The sequence below is a fragment of the Streptomyces sp. NPDC018964 genome (assembly GCF_044390325.1).
Classification (GTDB): domain Bacteria; phylum Actinomycetota; class Actinomycetes; order Streptomycetales; family Streptomycetaceae; genus Streptomyces.
Genome location: NZ_JBIRYZ010000024.1, coordinates 125,611 through 132,270, shown reverse-complemented (window position 1 = coordinate 132,270; position 6,660 = coordinate 125,611). Strand labels below are relative to the sequence as shown.

The 6,660-nt window shown below is 72.6% G+C and carries 6 protein-coding genes; 4 read left to right on the top strand and 2 right to left on the bottom strand.

The features are described from left to right. The first annotated feature begins 462 nt into the window (after window positions 1–462). Complete coding sequence (locus ACH5AO_RS30320; RefSeq protein WP_398930168.1) at window positions 463–1,908, top strand: aldehyde dehydrogenase family protein; 1,446 nt, start codon at window positions 463–465, stop codon at window positions 1,906–1,908. A 75-nt stretch (window positions 1,909–1,983) separates the two neighbouring features. On the opposite strand, the gene ACH5AO_RS30315 is transcribed toward ACH5AO_RS30320, so the two are convergent. Further along, window positions 1,984–2,700, bottom strand: coding sequence for a DUF4190 domain-containing protein (locus tag ACH5AO_RS30315; RefSeq protein WP_398930166.1), 717 nt, complete (start codon window positions 2,698–2,700; stop codon window positions 1,984–1,986). A 170-nt stretch (window positions 2,701–2,870) separates the two neighbouring features. Between ACH5AO_RS30315 and ACH5AO_RS30310 the strand changes: the two genes are divergently transcribed. From ACH5AO_RS30310 to ACH5AO_RS30300, 3 genes are all read left to right on the top strand, one after another. After that, a complete protein-coding gene (locus tag ACH5AO_RS30310; RefSeq protein WP_398930164.1) occupies window positions 2,871–3,932 on the top strand; it encodes an adenosine deaminase in 1,062 nt (353 codons plus the stop codon). Between the two features lie 20 nt (window positions 3,933–3,952). Further along, window positions 3,953–4,663 carry a glycerophosphodiester phosphodiesterase gene (locus tag ACH5AO_RS30305; RefSeq protein WP_398930162.1) on the top strand — a complete coding sequence of 237 codons (711 nt, stop codon included), beginning with the start codon at window positions 3,953–3,955 and terminating at the stop codon, window positions 4,661–4,663. A 149-nt stretch (window positions 4,664–4,812) separates the two neighbouring features. Next, complete coding sequence (locus ACH5AO_RS30300) at window positions 4,813–5,967, top strand: serine hydrolase domain-containing protein (RefSeq protein WP_398930160.1); 1,155 nt, start codon at window positions 4,813–4,815, stop codon at window positions 5,965–5,967. Here the strand turns inward: ACH5AO_RS30300 and ACH5AO_RS30295 are convergent. Further along, window positions 5,960–6,481: a hypothetical protein gene (locus tag ACH5AO_RS30295; RefSeq protein WP_398930158.1), complete on the bottom strand. Its 522-nt coding sequence runs from the start codon at window positions 6,479–6,481 to the stop codon at window positions 5,960–5,962. The two genes, ACH5AO_RS30300 and ACH5AO_RS30295, sit on opposite strands and share 8 nt — an antisense overlap. Window positions 6,482–6,660: the final 179 nt, after the last annotated feature.

Below are 6,660 nucleotides of genomic sequence, written 5' to 3'. Positions count from 1 at the left end.
GCCGCCGGCATCTGGCACAACTGGACCACCGGCGCCAAGATCAAACGGTCCCTGATCGCCTATGACCACTGAGAACATCGGACTCATTCATCTAGTCCGTCCGGCCTCTCCTCCCAGCCTGTCCGGCGCCCCTCCCAAACCGTCCGGCTCCTCCCCAGCCCGTCCGGCTCCTCCCCCAAACCGTCCGCCCCTTCCAGCCCGTCCGGCGTTTGAGGACATGGGGTTCGGGGCGCAGCCCCGGGGACGATGGGGGTACCTCCCGCTCGAGCGAAGCCGAGAGTGGGGGAGGGAAAGGGCGGCGGGGGCGAAAACCTAAAAGCCCACACCCCCACCCCGCCAAACCGTAGAAGCCCCACACCCCCACCACTACGACTCGGCCAAACTCCGCCTCCCGCCCTCCGCCCTACCGTGGACCCAGCAACCCACCCACACCCCCCAACGCGGAAGGGCCGGAACCCGCACATGACTTCCACCACCGCCTTCTGGCTCGCCGGCCGCCAGGCCACCGGCGAGACCGCCTTCGACGTCACCTCCCCCTGGGACGGCCGCACCGTCGGCACGGTGAGCGTCCCCACCGACGCCCAGGTCGAAGAGGCCGTCTCCGCCGCCCACGCCGTCCGCGAGGACTTCGCCGCCACCCCCGCCCACGTCCGCGCCGCCGCCCTCGACCACGTCAGCCGCCGCCTCGCCGAGCGCACCGAGGACATCGCCCGCCTGATCTCCGCCGAGAACGGCAAGCCGGTCAAGTGGGCCCGCGGCGAGGTCGGCCGCGCCGTCTCCGTCTTCCGTTTCGCCGCCGAGGAGGCCCGCCGTTTCAACGGCGGCGAGGCCCAGCGCCTGGACACCGACGCCGGCGGCCAGGGCCGGCTCGCCTTCACCCGCCGCTTCCCCAAGGGCGTCGTCCTCGGCATCGCGCCGTTCAACTTCCCGCTGAACCTGTGCGCCCACAAGATCGCCCCCGCGATCGCCGCGGGCGCGCCGATCATCCTCAAGCCGGCCCCCGCCACGCCCCTCTCCGGCCTGGTCCTCGGTGAGCTGCTCGCCGAGACCGAGCTGCCCGCCGGTTCCTGGAGCATCCTCCCGGTCCCCAACGACCGCATGCCCGCCCTGGTCCAGGACGAGCGGCTGCCGGTGATCTCCTTCACCGGCTCGGAGACGGTCGGTTACGCGATCATGGACTCGGTGCCGCGCAAGCACTGCACCCTGGAGCTGGGCGGCAACGGCGCGGCCGTCGTCCTCGCCGACTTCGCGAGCGACGAGGACCTGGACCGGGCCGCGCAGCGCATCGCGACCTTCTCCAACTACCAGGGCGGCCAGTCCTGCATCTCCGTGCAGCGCGTGATCGCCGACGCCTCCGTGTACGACCGGCTGCTGCCGCGCATCGTCGCCGCCGTCGAGGCGCAGGTCACCGGTGACCCGAACGACGAGGCCACCGACGTCGGCCCGCTGGTCAGCGAGGCCGCGGCACAGCGCGTGGAGGCCTGGGTCGACGAGGCCACCGCCGCGGGTGCGAAGCTCCTCACCGGTGGCAAGCGCGACGGCGCCTCCTATGCGCCGACCGTGCTCACCGACGTACCGGCCGACGTGACGATCTCCCGTGAGGAGGTCTTCGGGCCGGTGCTGACCGTGCAGAAGGTGGACGGCGAGGCCGCGGCCTTCGCCGCCGTCAACGACTCCAAGTACGGCCTCCAGGCGGGCGTGTTCACGCACGACCTGCAGACCGCCTTCCGGGCCCACCGGGCGCTGGAGGTCGGCGGTGTGGTCATCGGCGACGTGCCGTCCTACCGCGCCGACCAGATGCCGTACGGCGGTGCCAAGCAGTCCGGTGTGGGCCGTGAGGGCGTGCGGTTCGCGATGGACGACTACACCTACGAGCGCGTGATGGTCCTGACGGGCCTCGCGCTCTGATCCATCCGGGGAAGGCCGACGGCCCGGGCCCGCTGTGCGGGGGCCCGGGCCGTCGGTCCGTGACGACCGGTGGGGTCAGCGGAAGGCGGGGGCGGTGGCGACCGGGCCGTGGGCGCCGTAGTAGTCCTCGTCCTCCCAGTCGTCCTCCTCGCTGTTGATGGCGGCGACGACGCCGATGGCTATCAGGACGATCACGGCGATGCCGAGGACCAGGCCGATGATGCCCGTGATCAGGCCGGCCTGGGCCTGCCCGTGGTTGTCGGCGAGGCCCTGTTCGGCCTTCTTGCGGCCCTTGACGCCGAAGACGACGGCGAGGATGCCGAGGACGACGGAGACCACGCCGTAGAAGCAGAAGAGGCAGCAGGCCAGGATGCCGAGCACCATGGCCGCGACGCCCATGCCGTTCTGCCGCTGCATCGGCATGCCGGGCCAGCCGTACCCCGGCGGGTAGCCGGGGTATCCGTAGCCGCCGGGGGCGGCGGGGCCTGTGGGCGCGACGGGCGGCGGGGGCAGCGCGGAGCCCTGGGGGGCGAACGGCGTGGTGCCGCCCGGGGGCATGCCCCCGGCGGGCGGGGCGAAGCCCGCGCCCGGCATCCCGACGACGGTGGGCTGGTCGTGCACGGAGGGCGGCTGCGGCGCGGACAGTCCGTCGGCGACGGTCGGCGTGCCCGGTGCCTGCGGCGGCCGGCCTGCGCCCGGCGTGCGGTCCTTCTCCGGTGAGATCCGGTTCTCCGGGGCCGCCCAGGGGTCGCCTGCGCCCGTGTCCCCGCTCGGCTGCGTCGCGTCCGTCATCTGGAGTTCCCCCCTGGCCCTCGATCGTCCGGCCATGCTACGGCTCCGCCGCCCCGTGCCGCCCCGCGCCCCCTTCGGCGACCGCCTACGATGATCCCGAGTCACCGATCAGCCGATCATCCGCGTCCCGCCGCCCGTGCGGCCCGGGGGCGCCGTTCCGGGGAGGAACCTTGACCGACCGTCTCGTCGAGCCACGCGTCCCGCGCGATCTGCGCGCCTTCATCGCCGGGCTGCCCAAGGCCGAACTGCACGTGCACCACGTCGGGTCCGCCTCCCCCCGCATCGTCTCGGAGCTGGCCGCCCGCCACCCCGACTCCAAGGTCCCCACCGACCCCGAGGCCCTGGCCGACTACTTCACCTTCACGGACTTCGCGCACTTCATCGAGGTGTACCTGTCCGTCGTCGACCTCGTCCGCACCCCCGAGGACGTACGGCTGCTGACCTACGAGGTGGCGCGCGAACTGGCCCGGCAGCAGGTGCGGTACGCCGAGCTGACCATCACCCCGTTCTCCTCCACCCGGCGCGGCATCGACGAGCGTGCCTTCATGGACGCGATCGAGGACGCCCGCAAGGCGGCCGAGGCCGAGCTCGGGACCGTGCTGCGCTGGTGCTTCGACATCCCCGGTGAGGCCGGTCTCGAGTCCGCCGAGGAGACCACGCGGCTCGCCACCGACGACCGGCTGCGCCCGGAGGGCCTGGTCTCCTTCGGTCTCGGCGGGCCCGAGATCGGCGTGCCCCGGCCGCAGTTCAAGCCGTACTTCGACCGCGCGATCGCCGCCGGACTGCACTCCGTGCCGCACGCCGGCGAGACCACGGGACCGGAGACCGTGTGGGACGCGCTCAACGAGCTGGGTGCCGAGCGCATCGGGCACGGCACCAGCTCGGCCCGCGACCCGAAACTGCTCCAGCACCTGGCGGAGCGGCGCATCCCGCTGGAGGTGTGCCCCACCTCCAACATCGCCACCCGCGCGGTGGCCGACCTCGACGAGCACCCCGTCAAGGAGTTCACGCGGGCCGGTGTCCTGGTGACGGTCAACTCCGACGACCCGCCGATGTTCGGCACCGACCTGAACAACGAGTACGCGGTCGCCGCGCGGCTGCTGGAGCTCGACGAGCGGGGACTGGCCGACCTGGCGAAGAACGCGGTCGAGGCGTCGTTCATGGACCCGGCCGGCAAGGCGCGGCTGGCCGCCGAGATCGACGCCTACACCGCGTCCTGGCTCGCCTCCTGACCACCCGCGAAGGTCCCGCCATGCAGAACGTGACCGCCGTGGCCCACCGCGGCGACCCCTACCGCGTCCGCGAGAACACCCTCGCCTCGCTGCGGTCCGCGCTCCACCGGGGCGCGGACGCGGTGGAGGTCGACGTACGCCTCACCCGGGACGGCGTCCCGGTGCTGCTGCACGACGGCACGCTGAAGCGGCTCTGGGGACACGACCGTCCGCTGTCGTCGCTGTCGTGGGAGGAGGTGCGCGGGGTCACCGACGACGGGGTGCCCACACTCTCCGACGCGCTGGCGGCGACGGACGGCGGCCGGGTGATGATCGACCTGCCCGGCGAACCCGGCGTCCGCGCGGTGCGCCGGATCGTGGACGCCGTGCGCGAGCGGGACGCGCGGGACCGCGTGTACTACTGCGCGGGCGCCCCCGCCATGCTCGCCGTGCGGGCGGCGGACCCGTCCGCCGAGATCGCGCTCACGCGCACGACGTTGGCGCCGGCCCGCGCCGGTCTGCTGGAGGCGATCCGGCCGCGCTGGCTGAACTACCGCTTCAGCCTGGTCGACCGCGACCTGGCGGACCGTGTCCACCGGGCCGGCTACCTGCTCTCCGTCTGGACCCCGGACACCCGCCGCTCCATGCGCCGTCTGCTGGCCCTGGGCGTCGACTCGATCACCACCAACCGCGTCGACGTGCTGTGCGCGCTGCGTGCGGCCGGGAACCGGCCGGGGCGGCAGGCACCCTAGGGGAGACCCCTGGCAACTCCCCTGTCCATCCAGGGGAGTTGGTCGGGGGTGCGCCAGGGCGGGCGCCCTCCCTGACGACGATCCCGAGGCGGCCCGCACGGCCGGAGGATGATCACGTCCTTCCGCCGAACTCCCCCGAGGAGCAGCCGATGCACGTCCGCCGCCGTACCACCCTGCTCGCCGCCTCCCTCGTCCTCGCCCTGGGCGCGGGCCCGCTCGCCGCGCCCGCGTTCGCCTCCCCCGCCCCGCGGGCGCCCGTGTGCACCACCGCACCGTCCCACCAGGCGCTGTGCGAGGCGATCGAAGGGCTGCCCGACAAAGACGCGACCGCCGCGCTCGTCCGGCTGGGCGGTACCGAGGGTTCCTGGCAAGGCAGTTCGGGGGTGCGGGACCTGGCGAGCGGCCGGGCGGCCGACCCGGACGCGCGGTTCAGGGCCGGCTCGACGACCAAGGTGGTGACGGCCGCCGCCGTCCTCCGGCTCGCGGCCGATGGCGAGGTCGACCTCGACGCGTCGATCGAGCGCTATCTCCCCGGCCTGCTGGGCCCCGAGTTCGAGAAGCCCGTCACCGTACGGAACCTGCTGAACCACACCAGCGGCATCAAGCCGGGCGTCAGTTGGGGGGACACCTTCGAGGAGCAGTACGCGCACCGCTACGACACGCTGCCCCCGTGGCGGGTCGTGAAGTCGGCGGTCGCGCAGGGCCCGGCGTTCGACGCCGGTGACGAGCAGCAGTACCTCAACATCAACTACACGATCCTCGGCCTGCTGATCGAGAAGGTGACCGGGCACTCGTACGCCTCCGAGGTGACCCGGCTCGTACTGCGTCCCGCCGGGATGCAGCACACGTACTTCCCCGGCACCGACCCGCGTATCCGGGGACCCCACAACCATGGTTACCAGCGAGTCGAGCGGTCGGACGGGACGAGCCGGCTGGTCGACGTCACCGAGTGGAACGTGGCCGACCGCTGGGCGGCCGGGGACATGATCTCGACCACCGCCGACCTGGAGCGGCTGGTCACGGCCCTCTTCCGCGGACAGATCGTGCCCGAACCGCAGTTGCGGGAGATGTTCACGGTCCCGGCGGACATCGATGGCGCCGCCTACAGCGCGGGCCTGACCCGCCTGAAGCTGGGGGGCACGGTCTACTGGGGCAAGAGCGGGACCCGCCCCGGCTACAGCACGATGCTCGCCGCGACCGAGGACCTGAGCTTCACCCTCGTGTACTCGCTCTCCGACACCGACGCGAAGGACACGACGGCGAACCCGGTCGCCGAGCGCATCCAGGCGGCCGCCCTCAGGTAGCGAGGGCGGGTGCCGGGTTCGGCGTGAGCGCCTCCAGCCGCTTGATCTTCTCGCGTACGACGTACAGCGGGATCACGCCGAACACCCCGAACGCCATGTCGATGACGCTCCACCAGAAGGGGATGCCGCGGACCGGTCCGCAGATCAGCGCGAGCGGGATGATGCCGGCACAGGCGATCATGCCGAACTCGATCACCCAGATGTTGCGGACCGGGTCGCGGTAGGGGCCGTAGAAGGCGACGGCGATCACGAGGTGGGCGAAGGCGAGCCAGTCGGTGCCGTAGAGGAGGAAGGGGTACTCGGCGTCGGTGGCGTCGAGGCCGTCCCGTACGCGCTCGATCCACTCCATGAGGCCGGGAAGGTGCTCCGGAGCGCCCAGTGAGCGCAGCACGTCCTCGGTCCAGCGCAGTTCGGACACCAACGGGAACGCCGTGGCGCCGCTGAGCACCAGGCAGACGACGAAGAAGACCAGCCAGGCGCGAATGCCCTTGAGCAGGGCGGCTCTGTCGCTCATGGCAGCAGCGTACGCCTCGAGTTGAACATGTTCAAAAACGAGGTCGGTCCGGGAAACGCGTCGGGCCCCGCCCGGGGGGGGGGGCCCCCGGGGCGCGCGCACGCGCGGCGCCCGGGCCCGGCGGCACAAACCTGGGTTGGCCCCCGGGTTGCTCCCAAAACCCCACCCCCAGAGCGAGA

What these genes read in the sequence shown, in the direction of transcription:
- ACH5AO_RS30300 (WP_398930160.1), top strand. Translation starts at nt 4,813, where the DNA reads ATGCACGTCCGCCGCCGTACCACCCTGCTCGCCGCCTCCCTCGTCCTC.
- ACH5AO_RS30305 (WP_398930162.1), top strand. Translation starts at nt 3,953, where the DNA reads ATGCAGAACGTGACCGCCGTGGCCCACCGCGGCGACCCCTACCGCGTC.
- ACH5AO_RS30320 (WP_398930168.1), top strand. Translation starts at nt 463, where the DNA reads ATGACTTCCACCACCGCCTTCTGGCTCGCCGGCCGCCAGGCCACCGGC.
- ACH5AO_RS30295 (WP_398930158.1), bottom strand. Translation starts at nt 6,481, where the DNA reads ATGAGCGACAGAGCCGCCCTGCTCAAGGGCATTCGCGCCTGGCTGGTC.
- ACH5AO_RS30315 (WP_398930166.1), bottom strand. Translation starts at nt 2,700, where the DNA reads ATGACGGACGCGACGCAGCCGAGCGGGGACACGGGCGCAGGCGACCCC.